Genomic DNA, 22994 nt, shown 5'->3' with positions numbered 1-22994 from the left:
CGTGCGTAATTCCGCGGGTCAAGCGCACGAGGGAGATCGTTCCGGTGGCGGCGGGGAAAGGGAAAGATTCCAGCCATGGCCACAGCCGGCGGGAATGAGCAAAAAATTAACGGCCGTCATTCGCGCGCTGCGAATGACGGCCGTTGAACCGTACCGTCCGGGACGTTGTGCGGGACGTTATACCGGACGTTACGTCAGGACCTTGTGCCGGGAGTGGCGCCGGGGCGTCACGCCCCCGGTCGCATCGGAATGCTGGTGAACGTCGGGGTCGTCGGCGCCGGGTCCTGGAAGAAGTCGTTGCCCTTGTCGTCGACGACGATGAAGGCGGGGAAGTCCTCGACCTCGATCTTCCAGACGGCTTCCATGCCGAGTTCTTCGTATTCGAGGACCTCGACCTTCTTGATGCAGTCCTGGGCGAGGCGGGCGGCCGGGCCGCCGATGGAGCCCAGGTAGAAGCCGCCGTGCGTGCCGCAGGCGTCGGTGACCTGCTGTGAGCGGTTGCCCTTGGCCAGCATGATCTTGGAGCCGCCGGCGGCCTGGAACTGCTCGACGTAGGCGTCCATCCGGCCGGCGGTGGTCGGGCCGAAGGAGCCGGAGGCGTAGCCCTCGGGGGTCTTGGCCGGACCGGCGTAGTAGACCGGGTGGTCCTTGAGGTACTGCGGCATCTCCTCGCCCGCGTCCAGCCGTTCCTTGATCTTGGCGTGGGCGATGTCGCGGGCGACGACCAGGGTGCCGGTGAGCGAGAGCCGGGTCTTGACCGGGTGCTTGGTCAGCTCGGCGAGGACGTCGGCCATCGGGCGGTTGAGGTCGATGGCGACCGCGTCGAGGTCGGCTCCGGCGCCCTTGGTGAGCTCCTCGTCGGTGGTGTCCGGGAGGAAGCGTGCCGGGTCGGTCTCCAGCTGCTCCAGGAAGACGCCCTCGGCGGTGATCTTGGCGACGGCCTGGCGGTCGGCGGAGCAGGAGACGGCGATGGCGACCGGGCAGGAGGCGCCGTGCCGCGGCAGACGGACGACGCGGACGTCGTGGCAGAAGTACTTGCCGCCGAACTGGGCGCCGATGCCGATCTTCTGGGTCAGCTCGAAGACCTTCTCCTCCAGCTCCTTGTCGCGGAAGCCGTGGCCGGTCGGGGAGCCCTCGGCCGGCAGCTCGTCCAGGTAGTGCGCGGAGGCGTACTTGGCGGTCTTCAGCGCGTACTCGGCCGAGGTGCCGCCGACGACGATGGCCAGGTGGTAGGGCGGGCAGGCGGCCGTGCCGAGGGAGCGGATCTTCTGCTCCAGGAACTTCATCATGGACGCCTCGTTGAGGACGGCCTTGGTCTCCTGGAACAGGAAGGACTTGTTGGCCGAGCCGCCGCCCTTGGCCATGAAGAGGAACTTGTAGGCGCCGCCGTCGGTCGCGTACAGCTCGATCTGGGCCGGGAGGTTGGAGCCGGTGTTCTTCTCCTCCCACATGGTCAGCGGCGCCATCTGCGAGTAGCGCAGGTTGAGCTGGGTGTAGGCGTCGTAGATGCCGCGGGAGAGGGCCGCCTCGTCGCCGCCCTCGGTCAGTACCTGCTGGCCGCGCTTGCCCATGACGATCGCGGTGCCGGTGTCCTGGCACATCGGCAGCACGCCGGCGGCGGCGATGTTGGCGTTCTTGAGCAGGTCCAGGGCGACGAAGCGGTCGTTGGCGCTGGCCTCCGGGTCGTCCAGGATCTTGCGCAGCTGGGCCAGGTGGGTCGGGCGCAGGTAGTGCGCAATGTCGTGCATCGCCTCGGCGGCGAGCTTGCGCAGCGCCTCCGGCTCGACCTTGAGGAACGTCCGGCCGTCGGCTTCGAAGGTGCTGACGCCCTCCGAAGTGACCAGACGGTAGGGGGTGTTGTCCTCGCCGGTGGGGAGCAGGTCGGTATAGGCGAATTCCGGCATGGGGGATATGTCCTTACTCGGAGGGGTGGTGGCTGACTTCTACGGCAGCGCCTGAACAGCGTAGAACCCCGGCGTCGGGCCGCCGCTGTGAGGTAAGGCTCAGTCCTTGCGGGCGCGCCCCCGTTCCACTAGTCGCGATCTATCGCGTTTCGGTAGGCTGTGGTCGTGGACGCTTCAGGAAACGGGGGACGACCGGGCCCCGAGACCCCGCCCGGGCCGCTTGCACCGCAGGACCAGCAGGTGGTGAAACTGACCAAGGGCGAGGCGAAGCCGCAGGGCAAGCCCGTGGCCCAGGCCGAGATGCGGGCCTCGGACGCGGACCGCGACCGGGTCGCGGAGATCCTGCGGGAGGCGCTGGCCGAGGGCCGGCTGGACGCCGAGGAGCATTCCGAGCGGATCGACGCGGTCTACCGCGCCAAGACCCTCGGCGAGCTGGAGCCCGTCGTGCGGGACCTGCCCGCCGCCGGCGCCCGGCCGCAGCCGGCCGCGGATGCCTACGAGTACGGCCCGGCCGGCCCGGAGGCCGACCAGAACCTCGTCGCGATCTTCAGCGCGGCCAACCGCAAGGGCCGCTGGCGGGTCCCGCGGCGGATCAACGCGGTCGCGATCTTCGGCAGCGTGGAGATCGACCTGACCGAGGCGGTCTTCCCGCAGCAGCGAGTGCAGATCAACGTCACTTCCGTCTTGGGCAGCGTCGAGATCCGGGTGCCGGAGAACATCACCCTGCGCAGCAGCGGCTCCGGCATCCTGGGCACCTTCGAGGTGGAGACCCACGAGGCGGAGGACGGCAACGCCCCCGAGGTGGACGTGAACGGCTTCGCGCTGCTGGGCAGCGTGGAGGCCAAGCCCAAGCGCGGCGCCTGGATCCGCGATCTGCGGGACCGGCTGCGCGGCGACCGGCGCGAGCGGATGGACGAGCTGCGCGCCGAGCGGCACGAACGGATGGACGAGCTCCGCGCCGAGCGGCACGAGCGGATGGACCAACTGCGGGCGGAGCGCCACGAGCGGTGGGAGGAGCGCCGCAGGCGCCGCCGACTCGGTTAGCCGCAGGGGCCGTTGCGGCACCGGTCGTCACGTCCTCGATCGCCACGGTGTGCATAAGCCCGCGTACAGCGGGTAGGGCTGGTGCATCGTCTCTCGTACGGCTGCGGGGTGCGAAAAGGCCGTGCGCAGCGAGACGGGCAAGGGTGATTTCTCTCGCCGAAGCCGTCGTCAGGAGTAGACCGTGCTGCTACCGCATCAGCCCCTGCAGGATGCCGCTCTCGTCCCGTCCCAGCGAGGGCACGCGCGTGACGAGGCCGGCCCCTGGCATTCGGAGGCGGTGTGCCGCCGGGACGAGGCCGGGCTCTTCTTCGCCCCCTCCAAGGAGCCCACCGCCGCACGGCTGGCCAGGGAGGAAGCCGCGAAGCGGGTCTGCGCCCGCTGCCCGGTGATGGTCGAGTGCCGGGAGCACGCCCTGCTCCAGCCGGAGCCGTACGGCGTCTGGGGCGGGCTGACGGCCGCCGAGCGCCGGGTGGTGCTGACCCGCAGGCGGCGCCGGGAGAACGAACTGCAGCGGGCCGCCGCCCCGATGCCCGCGGCCGGCTGACCGCACGCGAGTCCGCACGGGCTCCCGCACCCGCGGCTGGGCGCACCTCCCAGCGGCAGCTGGGGGAGCAGCTCGCCCCCGCCGGAAGTCGCTTCCGACGGGGGCGAGTTGCGTGCCGGGACGGCCCGGCCGGCCCGGATCAGCTCGGGCGCTCGAAGTCGATCGAGCTGTAGGCCCGCAGCTTGGAGAGGCGGTGCTCGGAGTCGATCTGGCGGATGGTGCCGGACTTGGAGCGCATCACCAGGGACTGGGTGTAGGCGGTCTCCGCGCGGTAGCGGACGCCGCGCAGCAGTTCGCCGTCGGTGATGCCGGTGGCGACGAAGAAGACGTTGTCACCGCGGACCAGGTCCTCGATCTGCAGGACCTTGTCCAGGTCGTGACCGGCGTCGACGGCGCGCTGCCGCTCGTCGTCGTCCTTGGGCCACAGCTTCCCCTGGAAGGTGCCGCCCATGCACTTCAGCGCACAGGCCGCGATGATGCCCTCGGGCGTGCCGCCGATGCCGAGCAGCAGGTCGACGCCGGTGCCCTCGCGGGCCGCCATGATCGCGCCGGCGACATCGCCGTCGGCGATGAACTTGATCCGCGCGCCGGCCTCCCGGACCTCCTTGACCAGGCCGTCGTGGCGCGGCCGGTCCAGGATGACGACGGTGACGTCCTCGACGGCGGACTTCTTCGCCTTGGCGATCCGCTTGATGTTCACCGCCACCGGGGCGGTGATGTCGACGAAGTCCGCCGCCTCCGGGCCGGTGGCGAGCTTGTCCATGTAGAAGACCGCGGACGGGTCGAACATCGAGCCGCGCTCGGCGACCGCCATCACGGAGACCGCGTTGGCCATGCCCTTGGCGGTCAGCGTGGTGCCGTCCACCGGGTCCACGGCCACGTCGCACTCCGGGCCGGTGCCGTCGCCGACCCGCTCGCCGTTGTAGAGCATCGGGGCGTTGTCCTTCTCGCCCTCCCCGATGACCACGACGCCGTTCATGGAGACGGTGTGGATCAGGGCGCGCATGGCCTTCACCGCCGCGCCGTCCGCGCCGTTCTTGTCACCACGTCCGACCCAGCGGCCCGATGCCATGGCACCGGCCTCGGTCACCCGGACCAGCTCCAGGGCGAGGTTGCGGTCCGGGGCTTCCGGGCTGACCTCGAGTGGGGACGGCAGATGATGCTCGGTCATCGAGCGCACCTTTCTGTACGGCGACGGCCGGATTGATGAGGGTGCTCATGACTTTATCGGTAGGTCGCGAAAATGAGCAGGGGGGCCTTCGCATGAGCAAGCCACTGGCTGGGTAACGCCCACGCCGCCCGGTATCCGGACGCCGCTCCGATTGCGCAGGTGGGTGGGGTCCGAGGGGGCCGCGTCCGGTCGCCGACGGGCATGGGGGACGATAGGGACGTGGCTGGTATGCGAGGCAGGCAAAGAGTGACGGACATGGTTCTGTCGCTGGCGGTGATCGGCGTCCTGGTCGGGGCGATCTACTTCTTCATCCCGCACGACGACAGTGCGACCGCGGAGAAGAACGCGGTGCAGACCGTCGACACCCGCGTCGAGATCATCACCGCCCGACGCGCCGCCCCGTACCCGGTCGCCGCCCCCGAGAACCTGCCCAAGACCTGGCGGACCACCTCCGTGACCTACAAGGCCAGCAACGACGGCAAGGGTGGCGCCTGGCACCTGGGGCTGCTCGACCCGGAGCAGCAGTACGCGGCCGTCGAGCAGAGCGACGCGCCCGCCAAGCAGTTCATCCAGGACGTGACCCTGGGCGCGACCAAGGTCGCCGGCCAGCAGGCCGTCGGCGGCAAGAAGTGGGACCGCTACCAGGGCGACACCTACAAGGCGCTGGTCAACGAGGAGCCGGGGGTGACCACGGTCGTCACCGGCACCGCGCCGTACGGGCGGCTGGCGGAGCTGGCCGGGGCCCTGGTCGCCAAGAAGGGCTGAGCGGTCGGCCCGCCCCGTTCGCCGGGCACGCCGCAGGAGCAACGACGAGGCCGCCGCACCCGGGTGGGGTGCGGCGGCCTCGTGGTGCGTCGGGCCGGGGGCGGCTCAGACGGTGGTCGCGGCCTCGTCGAAGGACAGGCGGGGGGAGCGCGGGAAGAAGGCGTCCGCGCCCGGCTTGCCGAGGTTGATGACCAGGAAGGACTTCTGCTTGCCGTCGCCGAAGAACTCCTTGTCGACGCCGGTGAAGTCGAAGCCGGTCATCGGGCCGGCGGCCAGGCCGGCGGCGCGGATGCCGAGGATGAAGTAGCCGGCCTGGAGGGTGGCGTTCTGGGTGCCGGCGACCTCGCGGTACCCGGCCTCGGAGAAGAAGTCGTCCTTGACGTTCGGCAGGGCCGGGAAGAGCCGCGGCAGCTTCTCGTGGAAGTCCAGGTCGACGGAGAGCACCACGGTCAGCGGCGCGGCGAGGGTCTTCGGGCCGTTGGCGCCCATGGCGTGCGCGACCAGGCGCTTGCGAGCGTCCTCGGAACGGATCAGGGTGATCCGCAGCGGCGACTGGTTGAAGGCGGTCGGGGCGTACTTCACCAGGTCGTAGATGGCCTGGACCTGCTCGTCCGTCACCGGCTCGTCCGTGAACGTGTTGGCGGTCTGGGCCTCGCGGAAGAGGAGGTCCTGGGCGGCTGCGTCAAGGGCGAGAGACATCGGGGCACCTCGGGCTTGGGGTGGTTGCGGATCTTCGAAGACTGTGCTGTCTACGGGAACCACTCTAACCGAGATAGATTAAAGTTCAACTAACGGCTGGAAAGTGTGAGGCGCTTCACAGGGTGGGAGTGCCCTTCCGGATTTCGGAATCCGGAAGGGCACTCGGGGCGCCGCCGCTCGGGACGAGGGGCTCAGGTTCACCCCTGGTGCGGCCCTACTCCTGCGCGTACGCCTACGCCTACCCCTGCTCCGCTGCGCCGTTCTCCGGCGACCCCTCCGCCAGTGCCGCGTCCAGGCGCGCCCGGGCGCCGTCCAGCCAGCGGCGGCACACCTTCGCCAGCTCCTCGCCGCGCTCCCACAGGGCGAGCGACTCCTCCAGCGTCGTGCCGCCCGCCTCCAGGCGGCGGACGACCTCGATCAGCTCGTCCCGCGCCTGCTCGTAGCCGAGGGGGGAATCCACCGGCGCTCCGCCGGCCGCCTCGTCCACCACGTCATCCGTCTTCGCCATGTCTCCCACCCTATGAGTCCGCCCCGGTCGGAACCGTCTGCTCGAAATCCGCACCCGGGACCGCGGCCACCCGCACCCGGAACTCGCCCTCGGCCACCCGGGCCCGCAGCTCCTCGTCCACCGCCACCTCGGACGGCGCGCGCACCGCCGCCCCGTCCGGCCGCTGGAGCACCGCGTAACCGCGCTGGAGGGTCGCCTTGGGGGAGAGCGCCACCACCCGCGCCAACGTGTGCACCAGCTCGGAATCGGCGCGGTCCAGCAGATGGCCCAGCGTCCGTCGGCCGCGCTCCAGCAGGGCGGTGACCTGCTCCTCGCGCTGCTCCACCATCCGCTGCGGATGCTGTATCGACGGGCGCTGCAGCGCGGCCGCAAGGCCCCGCTCCTCGCGGTCCAGGAAGCCGCCGAGCGCGCGCCGGGCCCGCTCCCGCAGCTGGTGGACCCGGGCCAGCTCCTCGCCCACGTCCGGCACCACCTTCTTCGCCGCGTCCGTCGGAGTCGAGGCGCGCAGATCGGCGACCAGGTCCAGCAGCGGGCTGTCCGGCTCGTGGCCGATCGCCGAGACCACCGGCGTGTGCGCCTCCGCCACCGCCCGCACCAACTGCTCGTCGGAGAACGGCAGCAGGTCCTCCACGCTGCCGCCGCCGCGCGCCACGATGATCACGTCCACCTCGGGCAGCGCGTCCAGCTCCTGCACCGCGGCGATCACCTGCGGCACCGCGTGCACCCCCTGCACCGGCACATTGCGCACCTCGAAGCGGACCGCCGGCCAGCGGTGCCGGGCGTTCTCCAGCACGTCGCGCTCGGCGGCGCTGGCCCGGCCGCAGACCAGCCCGATCAGCTGCGGCAGGAACGGCAGCGGGCGCTTGCGCTCCGCCGCGAACAGCCCCTCGGCGGTCAGCGTCCGCTTCAACTGCTCCAGCCTGGCGAGGAGTTCACCCACCCCGACCGGTCGGATCTCGGCGGCCCGCAGCGACAGCTGACCGCGCGGGGCGTACCACTCCGGCTTGGCGTGCACCACCACCCGGGCGCCCTCGCTCACCACCTCGGAGACCTTGTCGAAGACCTGGCGGTAGCACGTCACGCCCACCGAGATGTCGTACGACGGGTCGCGCAGCGTCAGGAACACCACGCCCGCGCCCGGCCGCCGCGAGAGCTGGGTGATCTGCCCCTCGACCCACACCGCGCCGAGCCGGTCGATCCACCCGCCGATGAGTCGGGACACCTCGCCGACCGGGATCGGCGCTTCCGGAGACGTAGAGACAGCCATACGAGCGAGAGTAGCGGCGGCCACCGACAGTGCCGGGCCTCACGCGTCGGACGGACCGGCGCCGGCCCTCGCGTACTGCACCGCCAGCACCACCAGACCCACCAACAGCCAGACGCCGCCCACGATCTGCGCGGTCGGGGACGCCTCGACGACCACCGCGACCACCACCGCCAGCCCCAGCAGCGGCACCACCGCATGCCGCAGCACGCTCGGCGGCGCCCCCTGCCGGCGGAGCCGGAACCACCCGATCACCGAGGCGTGCAGCAGCGCGAACGCGCACAGCGCGCCGACGTTCACGATCGACGACAGCCGGTCCAGACCGTCGTCCCGGGCGGCCGCCCAGACCGCCGCCACCAGCGTCACCAGCGCCGCCCCCAACAGCGCCCGGCGCGGCACCCCGCTGCCCGCGTCCACCTTCGCCATCGCCCCCGGCAGCCGCCGGTCCCGGGCCATCGCGAACAGCAGCCGGCCGGCCGCGGCCTGTCCGGCCAGCGCCGCGAACGCCGCCCCGATCGCCTTGCTCACCGCCACCAGGTCGTGCAGCCAGCCGCCCACCGCGGAGTCCACCGTCGTATAGAACGCGGCCCCCTGCTCGCCCGGACGGGCGGCCAGCTCCGCGGCGCTCATCGGGGCCAGCAGCGCCGCCAGGTACGTCTGCACCGCGAACAGCACCCCGGCCACCACCAGGCACGTCACCACGGCCCGCGCCACCCGCCGCGAACCTCCGGAAGCCTCCTCCGCGAACGACGCGATCGCGTCGAAGCCCAGATACGACAGCACCGCCACCGACACCGCCGCCAGCACCGCGTCGAGCGAGAAGCCGCCCTCCCCGGTCAGCGGCACCGCCCAGCCGCGCTGCGCCCCGTGCGCGGCCAGCGCCCACACCGCCGCCACCACGAAGACCACCAGCACCGCGATCTCCAGCGCCAGCACCGCGAACCCGACCACCGCCGCGGTCCGCACCCCCCAGAGGTTCAGCAGTGTGGTGACCACCACCGCGACCGCCGTCCACACCCACTGGTGCACCTGCGGCACCAGGGCGTGCAGCGCGATCCCGGAGAACAGGTACGCCACCGCCGGGATCAGCAGGTAGTCCAACATCGCCATCCACCCGGCGACGAACCCCGCGCCCTCACCCAGGCCGACCCGGGCGTACGCGTAGACCGAGCCGGCCTTCGGGACGACCCGCACCATCTGGGCGTAGGAATACGCGGTGAAGGCCATCGCCACCGTGGCGACGACGTAGACGGCCGTGATCGCGCCGTGCGACGTGGCCTGGAGGGTGCCGAAGATCCCCACCGGCGCCATCGGGGCGATGAACAGCAGCCCGTACACGACCAGATCCCGGAACGACAGCGTCCGCCGCAGCGCTCCGGTGTCGTCGTGCGCCCTCTCACCAACGGTCGCGCCGCCCATACCCGGCATCCCGCCTCCTCACCCGTGCTCCGCACCAGTCTGGGCCACCGCCGGGATCACCCCATGCCGGGGCGCGGCCGTACGATGGGACCCATGTCTGCTACTCCCGGTCCGCAGCCCAGCCGCAAGGTCCTCCTCGCCGCCCCGCGCGGCTACTGCGCGGGCGTGGACCGCGCCGTGATCGCCGTCGAGAAAGCCCTCGAGCAGTACGGCGCCCCGGTCTACGTGCGCCACGAGATCGTCCACAACAAGTACGTGGTGAAGACCCTGGAGAAGAAGGGCGCGATCTTCGTCGAGGAGACGGAGGAGGTGCCCGAGGGCAACATCGTCATCTTCTCCGCACACGGCGTCGCCCCCGTCGTCCACGAGGAGGCCGAGCGCGGCAGGCTCGCCACCATCGACGCGACCTGCCCCCTGGTCACCAAGGTCCACAAGGAGGCCGTCCGCTTCGCCAAGGAGGACTACGACATCCTCCTGATCGGCCACGAGGGCCACGAGGAGGTCATCGGCACCAGCGGCGAGGCCCCCGAGCACATCCAGCTCGTCGACGGCCCCAAGGACGTCGCGAACGTCGAGGTCCGCGACCCGGAAAAGGTCGTCTGGCTCTCCCAGACCACGCTGTCCGTGGACGAGACCATGGAGACCGTCGACGCCCTCAAGGGCCGCTTCCCCAACCTCCTCTCGCCGCCCAGCGACGACATCTGCTACGCCACCCAGAACCGCCAGATCGCGGTCAAGCAGATGGGCGCCCACGCCGACCTCGTCATCGTCGTCGGCTCCCGGAACTCCTCGAACTCCAAGCGCCTGGTCGAGGTCGCCCTCGGCGCCGGCGCCACCGCGTCCTACCTGGTCGACTACGCCGAGGAGATCGACGAGAGCTGGCTTACGGGCGTGACCACGGTCGGCGTCACCTCCGGCGCCTCCGTCCCCGAGATCCTGGTCGACGGGGTCCTGGAGTGGCTGGCCGCCCGCGGCTTCGACGACGTCGAGACGATCACCGCCGCCGAGGAGTCGATCGCCTTCTCGCTGCCCAAGGAGCTCCGCCGCGACCTGCGCGCCGAGGCCAAGGCCGCCGTCGAGGACTGATCGACCACCGTCGCCCGCCCGCCGTCTCGCCATACCGGGAGCGGCGGGCGGAGTACGCGCCTAGCCTTTTCTCATGAGGGTCTTCGGTGTGGACATCGGCGGATCGGGCATCAAAGGCGCCCCGGTCGATCTGGAACGCGGCGAGCTGGCCGACGAGCGTTACAAGGTACTGACGCCGCACCCGGCCACCCCCGAGGCGGTCGCCGACTGCGTCAGGGAGGTCGTGGACCACTTCGGGTGGACCGGCCCGGTCGGCGCGACCTTCCCCGGCGTGGTCACCGGCGGGACGACCAGGACGGCCGCCAACGTCGACAAGCGCTGGATCGGCACGGACGCCGCCGCGCTGCTCACCGGCCGGCTCGGCGGCGACACCGGCGGCAGCCCGGTCACCCTGCTCAACGACGCGGACGCCGCTGGCCTGGCCGAGATGCAGTTCGGTGCCGGCCGGGGCCGCACCGGCACGGTCATCGTCCTCACCTTCGGCACCGGCATCGGCAGCGCCGTCTTCATCGACGGCCGGCTGGTCCCCAACACCGAGCTGGGCCACCTGGAACTGCACGGCCACGACGCCGAGAAGCGTGCCTCCACCAAGGCCAAGGAGGACGAGGAGCTCAACTGGCAGCAGTGGGCGCACCGGGTCCAGAAGTACCTCGCCCACGTGGAGATGCTCTTCTCGCCCGCCCTGTTCGTGATCGGCGGCGGGGTGAGCCGCAAGGCGGAGAAGTTCCTGCCGCTGATCGAGGGGATCAGGGCGGAGATCGTGCCAGCGCGGCTGCAGAACGACGCGGGGATCGTCGGGGCCGCCATGGCCGCGCGGCCCTCCTCCGCCGCCGGCTCCACCGGAGCCGCCCAGGCCGCGCCCGCTACCGGCGCGCCGCCTGCCGCGGGCGGCTCCCCGGCCGGGAACGGTCCGGGGTCCGCGGCGCGGACCCGTCCGGCCCAGGGGCCGACGCCAGCGGACCGGGCCCCGAGCGCCGCTGTCGACTCACCGGTCGGCTGGCCCGACGGCCGGCGATGAGCAGCGCCTTACGGACCAGCACCAGCAGCCCACAGACCAGCGTGCCCCCGTAGAGCCACCCGGCGTTCAGGGCCAGGACGGTGAAGACGCCGATCAGCAGCCCGGTGAGGCCCGCGGGGCCGTGCTGCACCGGCAGCGTGCCGACGGCGAACGCGATCGGCAGCGCGACCGGCGCGGCGACCAGGTCCAGGGGCCGCACCCATGCCCCGGCCGCCACGCTGACCAGCAGGAAGAACACCCCGTACGCGGTCTGTGTGCCGCCGAACAGCCAGCGGTCCAGGAACCCGAAGGCCAGCAGTGCGGCGGTGGCCAGCAGCCCGCAGCCGAGGCCGGTGAGCTTGGCGGCCGGCATCCGGCGGAGCAGCCCGGCCACCGGGGCGGGCGCCGGGGGACGCCGCGGGCCCGCCCGGTAGACGGCCGCGACCTCCTCGCCCTCGGGGGGCGGCCCGGCGGCCGGCCGCGGCATCCACTCGCCCGCCCGCACCGCCGCCGCCCGGAACTCCGCCGGCGTGGGCGCGTAGCCGCGGGCCGTGACCTCGGTGCCGGCCGGTACCGACGCATAGCCGGACGCCCGCATCGCGGACAGGAAGGCGTCGTCGGGATCGGGTCCCACGGCCTCCGCGGGGCGTGGGAGCCGGGCGTCCCGCCCGGTGTCCGGGCCGCCGCCGTGCGGCCGGCCGTGCGGGGACGTGCGCGCTTCGGGTTCCTCCACGTGTTGCTCCACTCGGCCACGGTAGGCCGCTAAGTGGGATTAATCGGTCATGGGACACGCGCTTTGACCTCCCATGGGGGCACTGTTAGGCGGCCCGGCGCACGCCACCGGGGCACGTGGCGCGGCGGGCGCCCTCCCCGGCGCCGCGTGCGGTCCGCCCGGCCCGGCGGGGCCCGCCCAGTAGACTGGTGGATCGGCCCTCCTCGGCCAGGCCCGGTCCCACCGGCCGGATCCGGGAAGCGGCCCGCCCTTCGCCCACCTCCAGCTCCGGGAAGTCGCCACCGTGTCGCTCACGATCGGAATCGTCGGTCTGCCCAATGTCGGCAAGTCGACCCTGTTCAACGCCCTGACCAAGAACGACGTGCTGGCGGCCAACTACCCGTTCGCCACCATCGAGCCGAACGTCGGCGTGGTCGGCGTCCCCGACGCCCGCCTCACCAAGCTCGCCGAGATCTTCGGCTCCGCGCGGATGCTGCCCGCCACCGTCGACTTCGTCGACATCGCCGGCATCGTCCGGGGCGCCTCCGAGGGCGAGGGCCTGGGCAACAAGTTCCTCGCCAACATCCGCGAGTCCGACGCGATCTGCCAGGTCATCCGCGCCTTCAAGGACGAGAACGTCGTCCACGTCGACGGCAAGGTCTCGCCCAAGAACGACATCGAGACCATCAACACCGAGCTGATCCTCGCCGACCTCCAGACCATCGAGAAGGTGCTGCCGCGCCTCCAGAAGGAGTCGCGGATCAAGAAGGACGTGGCCCCCAAGGTCAAGGCCGTCGAGGAGGTCAAGGCCATCCTGGAGGAGGGCCGTACCCTCTTCGCCGCCGGCTACGTCCAGGGCACGGAGAAGACCGAGCTGCTGCACGACCTGCACCTCCTCACCACCAAGCCCTTCCTCTACGTCTTCAACGTCGACGAGGAAGAGCTCACCGACGAGGACTTCAAGAACGAGCAGCGGGCCCTGGTCGCCCCCGCCGAGGCGATCTTCCTCAACGCCAAGCTGGAGGCCGACCTCGCCGAGCTGGACGACGAGGAGGCCCTGGAGCTCCTGCAGTCCGTCGGCCAGGAGGAGCCCGGCCTGGCCACCCTCGCCCGCGTCGGCTTCGACACCCTGGGTCTGCAGACGTACCTGACCGCCGGCCCCAAGGAGAGCCGCGCCTGGACGATCAAGAAGGGCGCCACCGCCCCCGAGGCCGCCGGAGTCATCCACACCGACTTCCAGAAGGGCTTCATCAAGGCCGAGGTCGTCTCCTTCGCCGACCTGGTCGAGACCGGCTCCGTCGCCGAAGCCCGCTCCGCCGGCAAGGCCCGCATGGAGGGCAAGGAATACATCATGCAGGACGGGGATGTGGTGGAGTTCCGCTTCAACGTCTGAGCGGCGCCCTAGCGTTGATGTAGCGATCTGGCAAATGCGCAGGTCAGGCGGGGTCGGTCCCATCCGGGGTCGGCCCCGTTGTCGTGCCCGGTGCTGGATCCGTGCTGGATTTCCTGACGGTTCGTCAGCTGTCGTCATGCGTGGTCATTCGTACCGGTGCTGGATCTGGGCTGGATGTGGTTGATGGCTCGACTGGCCAGATCCGGGCGCGTCTAGCTGTGGATTTCGTTGCGGACGGGGCTGGGGCGGGGGTGCGCTGGCGTCGTTGGCTATGGGCGCCCGACGCGGCCCCTCAAGGCTGGATCCACTCACCGCGGCGGGCGGCCACCGCATACGACACGAGGTCGTCCCGCTCAACGCGCAACTGTTCCCTGCCGGCAGCGCCGTACCGCGGGCGCAGCAGCCATACCGGCCTGCGGGTCTTGGCGCCCGCGATATCCGTGCACACCCACTGCTTGCCGGTCACGATCGCGACGACGAGATCGCCGACCTCGGGAGGCGCGCTGCTCACGGTGCCGCCACCGCGGCGACCGCAGCTTCGATCTCCTCGTCAGCGGCACGGCGCAGCGCGCCCGGCTCGGCCTGCCACGCAGGTCCGCAACCTGCGAGCGGCACCACCAGAACGCAGACGCAGTCCAAGCACCCGCGCGGGTATGCCTTCGGATCGGCCACTCTGCCAACGGCCCCGGCGACGACGTCGTAGACGACGGTGCCCGGCGGGTAGGTGACGACGCTCTGCTGGTCCTGAACGGTGCTGTGTGGGGTCATTGCAGTCTCGGTTCGCTCGCGGTGGATTGGGGGTGGGTGCCGGCCGCCCACTCGCCTCAGGGGGAGAAAACAGCGGTACGCCCTGCCGTCGGTGGTGCACCCACAGGTGCGCTCCCGGGACGGCTGATGGTTAGTCAACGCGCTGGAAGAGCTGTGGGGAGACTCCAGAAGGTGACTCCAACACGGAGTCAGGCCAAGGCCGTTAGCCTTAGCATCGGTTCACTCGCTACTCGGGGGAGCTGCAGATGGGTCTTCCGTCACCGGACCCAGGTGAGGTCATGGCCGGTCTGCTGGGGGATGACCGGCTGCTGCGTGCCTGCACCGATCGGGACATGGGTGCCGTGTTCCGCATGCTCAACAGTCGCGGTGTCAGCACGCGGCGGATCGCCGCAGCCGCCGACATCACCCAAGGGCGGCTCTACGACTACATGAACGGCAAGAGCCGGGTAGAGAAGCTCAGTCTGTTCGAGCAGATCGCGGACGCCTTCCGCATCCCTGGTCATCTGCTTGGGCTGGCACGCCGGTCGTGGGAGCCCGCGCCAGCGACCGCGGAACACCAGCGGGCCGACAGTCCGCCACCGGACGGTGATGACCTGGTTGCGATGGAGCATTTCCGAACCGCCGATCGGCAGACCGGCGGCGGGCGTCTGTACGGCGCGGTCGTGCGGCATCTCAGTGATCGGGTGGCTCCTCGACTCGTTGACACCGACAGTGGGCCGCAGGTTTTCGCTGTGGCAGCGGCGCTGACCGAGATGGCCGGGTGGATGGCCCACGACTCCGGCCACGACGACCGCGCCGCGCGTCACTTCGCCCGCGCGCTTCCCCTGGCCCGCGTCTCCGGTAACCTCCCGCTGGCCGCGAACGTTGCCGCGAGCAGCAGCCATCTGGCCCTCCAGGCCGGGGACGCCGCCCGGGCCGCCGCCTGGGCCCGGACCGGGCTCGACCTCGCCACACAGGGACCGCGTGTTCCCGCACTGACGGCGCGACTGCACACGATGCAGGCGCGTGCCCTGGCCACCGCCGCGCAACGCATTCCGGCCGCCCACGCCCTCGACGCCGCCCAACGTGACCTCGAAGAGGCGGCCGACACCGATCACCCGTGGCTGAGCCCGTTCGACACCGCCGCGCTGGCGAGCGAATCGGCGCTGATCCTTCGCGACTTGGACCAGCTCGACGACGCTCTGACGTATGCCGAACAGGCCGTCGCGCTACGGGAGTCGGGCCGGGAACGGTCGCTGGCGTTGAGCCGGATCACTCTGGCGGACATCCACGTCCGCCGGTGCGACGTGGACGCCGCGGTGAGCGTCGGCCATGACCTGCTCAGCACGAGCCCCACCCTGGGTTCCATCCGGGTGGTGCAGCAGCTCGACGAGCTTCGCCGGCTGCTGGAGCCGCACAGGGCATACGGGCCGGTGCGTGAGTACCTCGTGCGCTTCGACGATGCGCGCCGGGCCAGAATGCTGCTCCTGGCCGACATCATCCCGCCAACACCGGGAGGCACCCCCTTATGAGGCCCATCGCACCCAATCCCGCTGACGTAGAAGCCTGGAACGCCTACCTGGCTGAGGGCAACGCCAAACAAGCCCGCAAACGCGTCGCCGCCGACGTGCTGCTACGCGATCCGGCGGGGCGCGTGCTCCTGGTGAACCCCACCTACAAGCCCGGCTGGGACCTCCCCGGTGGCATGGCCGAGGCAAACGAACCGCCCGAAGACGCGGTGGGCCGCGAACTGGCCGAAGAACTGGGGTTCACGGTCGTGCTCCACGGACTGCTGGTGGTGGACTGGGTCGCCCCGCACGGACCGTGGGACGACCAAATAGCCTTCGTCTTCGACGGTGGAACCCTGACCCAGGACCAAGCCGACGGGCTGCACCCCACCGACTATGAGTTGTCCGAGGCAGCCTTCTTCACAGCCGAGGAAGCCGACAGCCGGCTCGGCGACCGTATCCGGCACCGTTTCGAGGCCTCGCTGCTGGCACTCGGCACGGGAAGGCCGCTGTACCTCCGGGACGGCACACCCGCCGCATGACTGCCCCATCCAGATGTTCCTGCCGGACCGCATGCTCCATACCGCCATGCGGTGCCGGGCTAACTCGCGCTTTCACGAGGTGGCCTGTCCGAGGGTTGATCACAAACGCAGAAACTGCTTCTGACCTGCAACGATAGGACTTGCTGGGGGTCCCGTTGGCTGCGAGGAAAGAAGCACTTCCCAGGTGAAGGTGGGTTGTACCCGCTTGCCCGCATTGGGGCGACGGTCGTGCGGTGGTCTCCCAGGCCGGGGCCGTGCTGTTGGTGGAGACGGTCCGCAAGACCGGCCTGGATGCGGCGATATCGGCGGCACTGGCACCGTGGGGCAAGCCGCGGGCCGTCCACGACCCGGGCAAGGTCCTCCTCGACCTTGCCCGGGCGGTCGCGCTCGGCGGGGACTGCCTTGCGGACATCGGCATGCTGCGGGCCGAGCCGGCCGTCTTCGGCCCGGTGGCGTCCGATCCGACCGTCTCCCGCCTTATCGACACCCTCGCCGCCTCGGGCGAGGAGGCACTGGATGCTATCCGCCGGGCACGGTCTGAAGTCCGCTGGACGTTAGCCGGCGATCGTGCTCCGAATGCAGGAGGTGAGGTGACGGTGGACCTGGACGGTGTCCTCGTCGTCACGCATTCGGACGAACAAGACGCGGCCCCGACCTGGAAGAAGACTTACGGCCACCACCCGCTGATGGGCTTCGTCGATCACGGCCCGGGTGGGACCGGGGAGCCGGTTGCGGCCATCCTGCGGCCAGGCAACGCCGGATCGAACACGGCCGCCGACTACATCACCGCAGCCCGCCTTGCCCTGGCCCAACTCCCCAAGCACCACCGGCGCGGACGCCGGACCCTGATCCGCACGGACTCCAGCGGCGGCACCCACGAGTTCGTCGCCTGGCTCGCCCGGCGGGGCGGTGGCTGTCGTATTCCGTCGTAATCCCTGGCCCTGGACCCACGTCATCACGGCCGGTCTCGACCGGCTCACTCAACTACCGAACCCAGGCTGACCAGCAGATCCCCTGTCCGGACGACAGCACCACACAATCCGGAGCAGTGGAACCCGGCGCCCACCCGACGCGACATCCGGGCCCCCGACATGCCCAACATCAGCCACACAACGCGAAATGGCCTGCCGACAGAGTCGGCAGGCCATCATGCAAGATCGAGGTTAAGCGTGACTTGTTGGCGAAGTGCCCATCGGAGAGACTCCTGATTCGCCATACTGCAAGCCATGAAGTTCGATCTTACGACCCTTGGACCAAGGGAGTTCGAGAACCTGAGCCAGGCTCTCGCCGTAGCCGAGCTCGGATCGGCACTGACCGTTTTCGGGGCGGGGCCAGATGGTGGGCGAGAGGCAACGTTCCGGGGTGAGGTTTCATTCGGAGAGAATGGACCATCCTGGAACGGATACGGCGTAATTCAGGCGAAGTATTGCGAAACGCTCTCTACGCCGCAAAGGGATGCGACTTGGCTCATCAAGCAAATTCACTCAGAGATGAATGCATGGGCGACGTCACCCAAACGCAAGCCGCGTCCTGAATACATCGTTTTCGCAACAAACGTAAGCCTCTCGGCTGTTCCGCGAGCGGGCGGGATAGACCGGGTTTCAAAAGAACTCGATGCCCAATGCAAGGCTCTTGGTTTGAAGGGGTGGCACGTCTGGCACGCCGAGTCCATTCATCGACTGCTTGAAGTCCACGCAGGAGTTCGCACGAGTTACGCTGCCTGGATCTTGCCCGGCGATGTTCTCGCAGAGCTCTACTCGCACCTGTCTGTCAGGAGGCAGGCAACAGCCAGGGCGTTCCAGAGATATCTTGCCCGTGAACTCCTGCGAGATCTCCATGTCAACCTTGATCAAGCTGGCTCAGCTGATGATGTCCAGATCTCCTTGGCTGACGTTTTCATCGATCTGCCCATGGGGCATCACGGGCAGCACTCGCCAGATCAGCCAATGAACACGCTAGAGACTCTCATCTTGAAATGCGACCGAAAAGCTTCCGGTTCGACCTTTAGTCACGAAAAACCCAACATACGTCGTTATGTGCTTGTAGGGGGGCCAGGCCAGGGAAAAAGCACCATAAGTCAATTTCTGTGCCAGCTATATAGAGCTAAAATGATCACAGAGGCAGTCATCGGTAAGACGGCAGATGTCGCAAAGGCCGTTCGTCTCATCAACAGCCATGCCGAGCGCGAGAATTTATCGCCAAAGGCCCATCGGTGGCCGGTCAAAATTCCGCTTACACAACTTGCCGATGACCTTGCACACGGGCGCTCTAAGTCGATTCTTCAATTTCTGGCGCAGCGTGTTACCGACGCGGCTGACTTCGCCATCTCGCCAGCAGATCTCAGGGAATGGCTGGCTAGCTTTCCGTGGCTACTGTTGCTTGATGGCCTCGATGAGGTTCCTCTCTCTAGCAATAGAGACCAGGTCATGCAAGCAATCAATGACTTCTTGATGGAGGTAGAGGAGGCGTCAGCCGACATCGTAATCGTTGCCACCACGCGCCCTCAAGGGTATACGGAGGAATTCTCTCCATCCTTCTTTCGCCACTTCGAATTGAAGCCACTGAATAAAGACCGCGCGCTTCACTATGCCGAGAAGCTCGCAGTAGCGCGCCACGGTGCTGCCTCGGATCGAACCGATCGCCTCATGCGACGCCTCAGCCAGGCTGCGGATGAGGCGGCCACAGCGCGTCTGATGTCCTCTCCGCTACAGGTCACGATTATGGCTGTCCTCTTGGATCGGATCGGAAAAGCCCCCAAGGATCGCTACTCCCTATTTCGTGACTACTACCGCGTTATCTATGAAAGGGAACTAGAGAAAGAGGGTCCGTCGACCAATCTGCTGCAGGATTACAAGGCGGACATTGATTCTATTCACGCCGACGTTGGGCTGCTTCTGCAAATCAGAAGCGAGCGATCCGGAGACACGGAGTCGCGAATCGGAACAGCAGAATTCAAAAAGGTGGTACGGCAGCGCCTTGAAACCGAAGGGCATGGAGGTGCTGGGCTTGACAACCTGACAGACTCCGTTATTCGTGCAGCCACGGATCGTCTCGTATTTCTGGTTCCATCTCGAGCTGACGAAGTCGGCTTCGAGATCAGATCCCTACAGGAATTCTGGGCCGCTGATGCCTTGATGTCCAGTAGTGATGAGAATATTCGAGAGCGACTAGGAGCTATCTCGGCGAGCTCTCACTGGCGAAACGTTCTCTTATTTTCGATTGGTAAGATCTTTGCGGAAAGGCGGCATTTGCGTGATGCTGTGGGCGCAGTTGTAGCGGAGCTGAATAGCTTCTCGGCGCAGCCACACTCCCAAAATCGGCGACTACTCCTAGGGTCTAGGCTTGCGGTTGATATCCTCGCAGACGGCATGGTCAAGGCGCCGAAACATGAAGCAGTTCTAATCGACCAAGCGATGAAGCTGCTTGCGCTACCTGCGGACCCTGTTCTGGAACAACTAGCTAATTGCCTTAGTGAGACGGGTGTTCCCGTGGCCCACGATTGTGTGGACACTTGGCTGCTTGAAAAGCAGAAAGTCACGGAGTCGCTTCTAACCTTCCTGGGTGCCCGGTGTGAAGTGGGGGACACCTGGGCATCTCAACGGCTACACCGCATCCGAGAAATGGCTGATGTTGAGACTAGGCGGAAGCTTCTTGAGCTTGGCTTCGAGATGAACTACACCTCGTTGCTGGAGCTTTCGGCGCGAGACCTCTTGGACGTGCCATCCAGTCAGATCTCACGGCTCTGTAATTTTGGCTGGAGGCGTCGGCAATCCACACGCCTTAGCCCGGTCAAGAACCCTGATTGGTTTAACGAAGTCGTAGCCATATTTGATGGCGCGCGCACGGAGGGGCCTTATGTCACGTCGCTCGCTACGGGATTTGTGCAATTCGGATTTGCGAGTGATGGTTACGCAGGAGACGAGAGGTGGGCTCGTGCGGACTTCACGGAAGTTCCGAAAACCCATTGGATTCGAAAGGTTCAGGACTTTGCTCGGGATCCCTCGACTGGTAGTCTCGGTGCTGCAGTGGCGGCTTGTATCGAGTCGGAATCGAGTGCATGGCAATCTAGCTATGCACTACCGTGGCCAATTGGCGCCGTGCTCCAAGATTTGGTAGATGATCAAATCTCAATTGACAGGATTGCGGACCCTCAATATGTGGGTGATCCCGAGCGATGGCGCGCTATCGAGGATAGCTGGGGTCCCACAATCTCGTGGGAGCAGGCCACAGTCGGTTTCCATCAGTCCATTAGGGATGATCTGCCGTTCTTTCCAATTGGTTGTAGTGCAGTTCGGTTTGCGGACCGGAGACGTAGAGATACTGTTTCGCAGCGCCTTCTCGCGTCCACCTGTGAGGAGCTCGCACGCTGCCCGGAGAACACATCCCGGGCTTTCCTTGCGGAACTGGTACTGGCCGCTATCACGGGATTCGTGTCCAACCGTGATGGCTGGACACCGTCAGAGGTGCGTCACCTTCGGCAAATGACCGAGTACTCACTCTATAAGAGTGACCGCGCCGATCTGGACTGGGTGCATAACATCAGGTCCGTTGATGAAGATTTCTTGGATTGGATCGATAGCATCGAGCGCGAGAAGCCTAGGAGGATCCTTGCCCACGGGGGTTCGAGAGTGCTGGTTCGCGAATGGACTAAAGATTTCCGCAGATCAGGGCTGGGAGCCATTCTCTGCAAGACCCGTTCGTTGAAGCTCACCAAGGCAGCGATGAATAAAATCGCCAAAGAATGGAGACGGGTTGCTGGGCATGCGGAAGTCGACATTCATCACCGCGCCACGGTTTGCCTTGCGCTGTCTTGGTGCGCCCCGCCCGCGGACGAAGCGGACTACAATCGTAGATTGGAGACCTTGCGGGAGGGGGTCCTCGAAGGCGTCTTCGCAGAAGACCATGTAGTTGAGCTGATCGGGTTGTTTCACAATCCGCTTCAGCAGAAGCTCCTTCTTACGCTTCTGGATGAACTCAAAATCCAGAATTCCGCGATTCTGGAGTCAGCCTTTGAGCGGCTGGTTGCAGACCAAATGAGCGTGCCCACCAAGGTTGAGTATTCTGCTCTGGAGTCTGGATGAGGCGCCCAGAGGTAGAGCGCCATTTGCCACAGGAAGTAGGAACGGTGGAACAGAGGGAGCGGAAACGAACCCACGATCGTCAAATGGCGTGAGCTACTGAACTTGACCTCGTGTTGCCTGATAGCACTTAACCTCGCGCTTTCATGAAAAGGGCCGTCCGACAGGCGATCACAGAAATAGAGAGGGCCTCTGGCCAGCAAGAATGAGGATTGTCTAGGTCCTTGTTCCCGCTGAATCCAGAGGCACTTTCCAGGTGAAGAACCTTACCGGTTCCTATCCCCATGTCCGCGCCCAGGGGGACGGCCGGGTCGTGGTCTCGCAGGCCGGTTCGGTCCTGCTGGTCGAAACCGTCCGCAAGAGTGGCCTTGACCAGGCCGTATCCGCTCCCCTGGCCCCATGGCGGAAGCCCCGGGCCGTCCACGACCCCGGCAAGATACTCGTGGACCTCGCGCTGGCGGTCGCGCTCGGCGGGGACTGCCTCGCCGACGTTGCCCTGCTGCGGTCCGAGCCGGCCGTGTTCGGGCCGGCCGCCTCCGATCCGACGGTCTCCCGCTTGATCGACGCCCTCGCCTCCTCGGGCGAGAAGGCGCTCACGGCGATCCGCGCCGCACGTTCCGAAGTCCGCCGACGTGTCTGGGAATTGGTCGGTGACCGGGCTCCGGATGGCCGCGGGCAGGTGACCGTGGACCTGGACGGAGTGCTGGTCCTGGCTCACTCGGACAAGCAGGACGCGGCACCGACCGTCGAATCGGACGGCGAGGTCCGCGACGTGGCCTGGGTCGCCGAGCTCACCGGGCACCTGCTCGACGGCTGGCCGAAGGGGATGCGGCTGATCGTCCGCAAGGAACGTCCCCATCCCGGGGCCCAGTTGAGGATCACCGAAGGCCGGGGCGGAGCGGACCAGTTCCGATGGGAGGAGGCGCTGGAGCTGCTTGCCCCGGAGATCTCGGGGCGGAGCCGCGCGGGCTGGCCTCATCGCCTCGCGGGAAAGAACAGCTAGGACGCCTCTTCGGCGCATGTGGCGACTGCCTTCTGCAGGCCGGCGAAGTCGGTCTCCAGCGGACTGAGGCGTTGCAGACTGGACAGCCTCATCGTCTTCTGGCTCGGGCACCGTTCGTCCAGGACTCGGGTGGGGAGGACATAGAAGGTCCACTGGTCGAGGTCCAGGGGATCGAGGGTCTGCTTGTCCTGGTGGTGCAGTAGGCAGAACACGTACACGTCCGAGCGGCGCAGTACGTCGGTCGAGGTCTTGCCGGTCTGGGCGTCCCAGCCGGAGGCCGGGGCGACGGAGAAGGAGATCTTCGACAGCTGGGACTGTGCCCATGACTGCAGGTATGCCGCCGATTTCACCTCGACGCGCCACTCCTCGGGCGTTCGGATGTCGACGGTGTCCCATTCGGTGCGGGTGCCGGTGGCGGCGCCGAGGGCCGTGGCCACGAGGTACTCGGCCAGGACACCGCGCATGGTGTTGTTGGCCAGGTCGGAGCAAGCCCAGCTCCAGAACTCACCGAGCCTCCCCACCGTTTCACTTCGGGTCCCTATCGGCTCGCTGCCGCTGCGGCGTCCGATGGTCAGCGGGCCAAGACCGGGAGTGCTCATAGTGTCTCCTG

17 protein-coding genes and 4 pseudogenes are annotated in these 22994 nt (G+C 67.9%); 11 read left to right on the top strand and 10 right to left on the bottom strand.

Annotated elements, in window-relative coordinates; translation table 11 throughout:
• Positions 1-227: 227 nt before the first annotated feature.
• On the bottom strand, positions 228-1904 hold the full coding sequence (locus MOV08_RS16015) for a fumarate hydratase (protein WP_039633158.1): 1677 nt from the start codon (positions 1902-1904) through the stop codon (positions 228-230).
• Between the two features lie 300 nt (positions 1905-2204).
• Here MOV08_RS16015 and MOV08_RS16010 point away from each other — a divergent pair.
• Positions 2205-2795, top strand: a pseudogene (locus tag MOV08_RS16010) (DUF1707 SHOCT-like domain-containing protein); the annotation flags it as partial.
• Between the two features lie 334 nt (positions 2796-3129).
• Entirely contained in the window at positions 3130-3492 is a 363-nt protein-coding gene (locus MOV08_RS16005) for a WhiB family transcriptional regulator (protein WP_039633156.1), read from the top strand.
• Between the two features lie 139 nt (positions 3493-3631).
• Here the strand turns inward: MOV08_RS16005 and glpX are convergent, their stop codons facing one another.
• Positions 3632-4663 (bottom strand): class II fructose-bisphosphatase, encoded by a 1032-nt coding sequence (gene glpX, locus MOV08_RS16000; RefSeq protein ID WP_275307827.1) that lies wholly within the window; start codon positions 4661-4663, stop codon positions 3632-3634.
• A gap of 228 nt (positions 4664-4891) precedes the next feature.
• Here glpX and MOV08_RS15995 point away from each other — a divergent pair, with 228 nt between their 5' ends.
• Positions 4892-5428: a DUF4245 domain-containing protein gene (locus MOV08_RS15995; RefSeq protein WP_078875758.1), complete on the top strand. Its 537-nt coding sequence runs from the start codon at positions 4892-4894 to the stop codon at positions 5426-5428.
• A gap of 105 nt (positions 5429-5533) precedes the next feature.
• Here MOV08_RS15995 and MOV08_RS15990 read toward each other — a convergent pair whose 3' ends face one another.
• The 4 genes from MOV08_RS15990 to MOV08_RS15975 form a co-directional block, all read right to left on the bottom strand.
• Positions 5534-6127 carry a malonic semialdehyde reductase gene (locus MOV08_RS15990; RefSeq protein ID WP_039633149.1) on the bottom strand — a complete coding sequence of 198 codons (594 nt, stop codon included), beginning with the start codon at positions 6125-6127 and terminating at the stop codon, positions 5534-5536.
• A gap of 238 nt (positions 6128-6365) precedes the next feature.
• Complete coding sequence (locus MOV08_RS15985) at positions 6366-6635, bottom strand: exodeoxyribonuclease VII small subunit (protein WP_275307826.1); 270 nt, start codon at positions 6633-6635, stop codon at positions 6366-6368.
• 10 nt (positions 6636-6645) lie between these two features.
• Positions 6646-7902, bottom strand: a complete 1257-nt coding sequence (gene xseA / locus MOV08_RS15980; protein WP_275307825.1) for an exodeoxyribonuclease VII large subunit — start codon at positions 7900-7902, stop codon at positions 6646-6648.
• Positions 7903-7941: 39 nt separating this feature from the next.
• Positions 7942-9327 carry an APC family permease gene (locus MOV08_RS15975; protein ID WP_275307824.1) on the bottom strand — a complete coding sequence of 462 codons (1386 nt, stop codon included), beginning with the start codon at positions 9325-9327 and terminating at the stop codon, positions 7942-7944.
• Between the two features lie 75 nt (positions 9328-9402).
• On the opposite strand from MOV08_RS15975, the gene MOV08_RS15970 reads away from it, so the two are divergent.
• Both MOV08_RS15970 and ppgK read left to right on the top strand, forming a co-directional pair.
• Positions 9403-10404: a 4-hydroxy-3-methylbut-2-enyl diphosphate reductase gene (locus MOV08_RS15970; protein ID WP_078875757.1), complete on the top strand. Its 1002-nt coding sequence runs from the start codon at positions 9403-9405 to the stop codon at positions 10402-10404.
• Positions 10405-10477: 73 nt separating this feature from the next.
• Positions 10478-11422 (top strand): polyphosphate--glucose phosphotransferase, encoded by a 945-nt coding sequence (gene ppgK, locus MOV08_RS15965; protein WP_275307823.1) that lies wholly within the window; start codon positions 10478-10480, stop codon positions 11420-11422.
• 58 nt (positions 11423-11480) lie between these two features.
• Here ppgK and MOV08_RS43835 read toward each other — a convergent pair.
• A pseudogene (locus MOV08_RS43835) lies at positions 11481-11774 on the bottom strand (DUF6542 domain-containing protein); the annotation flags it as partial.
• Positions 11775-12417: 643 nt separating this feature from the next.
• Here MOV08_RS43835 and ychF point away from each other — a divergent pair.
• Positions 12418-13506, top strand: a complete 1089-nt coding sequence (gene ychF, locus MOV08_RS15960) for a redox-regulated ATPase YchF (protein WP_039633137.1) — start codon at positions 12418-12420, stop codon at positions 13504-13506.
• A 292-nt stretch (positions 13507-13798) separates the two neighbouring features.
• Here ychF and MOV08_RS15955 read toward each other — a convergent pair whose 3' ends face one another.
• Together MOV08_RS15955 and MOV08_RS15950 are read right to left on the bottom strand one after the other, a co-directional pair.
• Positions 13799-14017: a hypothetical protein gene (locus MOV08_RS15955; RefSeq protein WP_275307822.1), complete on the bottom strand. Its 219-nt coding sequence runs from the start codon at positions 14015-14017 to the stop codon at positions 13799-13801.
• Complete coding sequence (locus MOV08_RS15950; protein WP_275307821.1) at positions 14014-14274, bottom strand: hypothetical protein; 261 nt, start codon at positions 14272-14274, stop codon at positions 14014-14016. The genes MOV08_RS15955 and MOV08_RS15950 overlap by 4 nt, the downstream gene beginning before the upstream one ends.
• 278 nt (positions 14275-14552) lie before the next feature.
• On the opposite strand from MOV08_RS15950, the gene MOV08_RS15945 reads away from it, so the two are divergent.
• The 5 genes and pseudogenes from MOV08_RS15945 to MOV08_RS15925 form a co-directional block, all read left to right on the top strand.
• Positions 14553-15785, top strand: a complete 1233-nt coding sequence (locus tag MOV08_RS15945) for an NsdA family TPR-like regulatory protein (RefSeq protein ID WP_275307820.1) — start codon at positions 14553-14555, stop codon at positions 15783-15785.
• Complete coding sequence (locus MOV08_RS15940) at positions 15782-16303, top strand: NUDIX domain-containing protein (protein WP_275307819.1); 522 nt, start codon at positions 15782-15784, stop codon at positions 16301-16303. The genes MOV08_RS15945 and MOV08_RS15940 overlap by 4 nt, the downstream gene beginning before the upstream one ends.
• Before the next feature lie 233 nt (positions 16304-16536).
• Positions 16537-17231 (top strand): annotated as a pseudogene (locus MOV08_RS15935) (transposase); the annotation flags it as partial.
• Positions 17232-17529: 298 nt separating this feature from the next.
• A complete protein-coding gene (locus MOV08_RS15930) occupies positions 17530-21384 on the top strand; it encodes an NACHT domain-containing protein (RefSeq protein ID WP_275307818.1) in 3855 nt (1284 codons plus the stop codon).
• Between the two features lie 253 nt (positions 21385-21637).
• Positions 21638-22276: pseudogene (locus MOV08_RS15925) on the top strand (transposase); the annotation flags it as partial.
• Between the two features lie 104 nt (positions 22277-22380).
• Here the strand turns inward: MOV08_RS15925 and MOV08_RS15920 are convergent.
• Positions 22381-22983 (bottom strand): hypothetical protein, encoded by a 603-nt coding sequence (locus MOV08_RS15920; protein WP_275307817.1) that lies wholly within the window; start codon positions 22981-22983, stop codon positions 22381-22383.
• Positions 22984-22994 lie beyond the last annotated feature (11 nt).

Origin of the sequence: Streptomyces yunnanensis, from assembly GCF_029011865.1 — a bacterium.
Taxonomy (GTDB): Bacteria; Actinomycetota; Actinomycetes; order Streptomycetales; family Streptomycetaceae; genus Streptomyces; species Streptomyces yunnanensis.
This window is presented reverse-complemented; position numbering and strand designations above follow the sequence as displayed.

Coding starts and splice junctions, on each gene's coding strand:
- MOV08_RS16015 (WP_039633158.1), bottom strand. CDS start 1,904: ATGCCGGAATTCGCCTATACCGACCTGCTCCCCACCGGCGAGGACAAC.
- glpX (WP_275307827.1), bottom strand. CDS start 4,663: ATGACCGAGCATCATCTGCCGTCCCCACTCGAGGTCAGCCCGGAAGCC.
- MOV08_RS15995 (WP_078875758.1), top strand. CDS start 4,892: ATGCGAGGCAGGCAAAGAGTGACGGACATGGTTCTGTCGCTGGCGGTG.
- MOV08_RS15990 (WP_039633149.1), bottom strand. CDS start 6,127: ATGTCTCTCGCCCTTGACGCAGCCGCCCAGGACCTCCTCTTCCGCGAG.
- MOV08_RS15985 (WP_275307826.1), bottom strand. CDS start 6,635: ATGGCGAAGACGGATGACGTGGTGGACGAGGCGGCCGGCGGAGCGCCG.
- xseA (WP_275307825.1), bottom strand. CDS start 7,902: ATGGCTGTCTCTACGTCTCCGGAAGCGCCGATCCCGGTCGGCGAGGTG.
- MOV08_RS15975 (WP_275307824.1), bottom strand. CDS start 9,327: ATGCCGGGTATGGGCGGCGCGACCGTTGGTGAGAGGGCGCACGACGAC.
- MOV08_RS15970 (WP_078875757.1), top strand. CDS start 9,403: ATGGGACCCATGTCTGCTACTCCCGGTCCGCAGCCCAGCCGCAAGGTC.
- ppgK (WP_275307823.1), top strand. CDS start 10,478: ATGAGGGTCTTCGGTGTGGACATCGGCGGATCGGGCATCAAAGGCGCC.
- MOV08_RS15950 (WP_275307821.1), bottom strand. CDS start 14,274: ATGACCCCACACAGCACCGTTCAGGACCAGCAGAGCGTCGTCACCTAC.
- MOV08_RS15945 (WP_275307820.1), top strand. CDS start 14,553: ATGGCCGGTCTGCTGGGGGATGACCGGCTGCTGCGTGCCTGCACCGAT.
- MOV08_RS15940 (WP_275307819.1), top strand. CDS start 15,782: ATGAGGCCCATCGCACCCAATCCCGCTGACGTAGAAGCCTGGAACGCC.
- MOV08_RS15930 (WP_275307818.1), top strand. CDS start 17,530: ATGAAGTTCGATCTTACGACCCTTGGACCAAGGGAGTTCGAGAACCTG.
- MOV08_RS15920 (WP_275307817.1), bottom strand. CDS start 22,983: ATGAGCACTCCCGGTCTTGGCCCGCTGACCATCGGACGCCGCAGCGGC.